The following is a 429-nucleotide window of genomic DNA, read 5'->3' on the forward strand; positions in this document are numbered from 1 at the left end:
CAAGCTTATTTAAAACTCTTTATTCACTCGGTTTTGCTTGGTAAAATCTATATTTTACTTACTTATCTAGTTTTCAATGTACAATTTCTTTTTAGTCAAGCGCTCGCATACTGCTTTATTTTCAAAAAATCAAATGCTCATTTACAAAAGTAAACTCCGCTTTAATTTTTCTTAATGCATTGTCTGACAACCGCTTTCTTTAAAAAGAATAGATTGTCAAGCGCTCGCATAAGCAATATCACTTTAACCAAAAAATATTTGAATGTTAAATAAACATTCAAAACTGAATACAATATGTCACGTTATTCCGCATCTTCTGAATAAGATGTTCCGAATATATCCTTAGAAAGGAGGTGATCCAGCCGCACCTTCCGATACGGCTACCTTGTTACGACTTCACCCCAATCATTTGTCCCACCTTCGACGGCT

General features: G+C 34.3%; 1 rRNA gene. It reads right to left on the reverse strand.

The features are described from left to right. Nucleotides 1–346: 346 nt before the first annotated feature. A 16S ribosomal RNA gene (locus IDG66_RS13485) occupies nucleotides 347–429 on the reverse strand; the annotation flags it as partial.

The sequence above is a fragment of the Staphylococcus sp. EG-SA-18 genome (assembly GCF_017151825.1).
Classification (GTDB): domain Bacteria; phylum Bacillota; class Bacilli; order Staphylococcales; family Staphylococcaceae; genus Staphylococcus; species Staphylococcus aureus.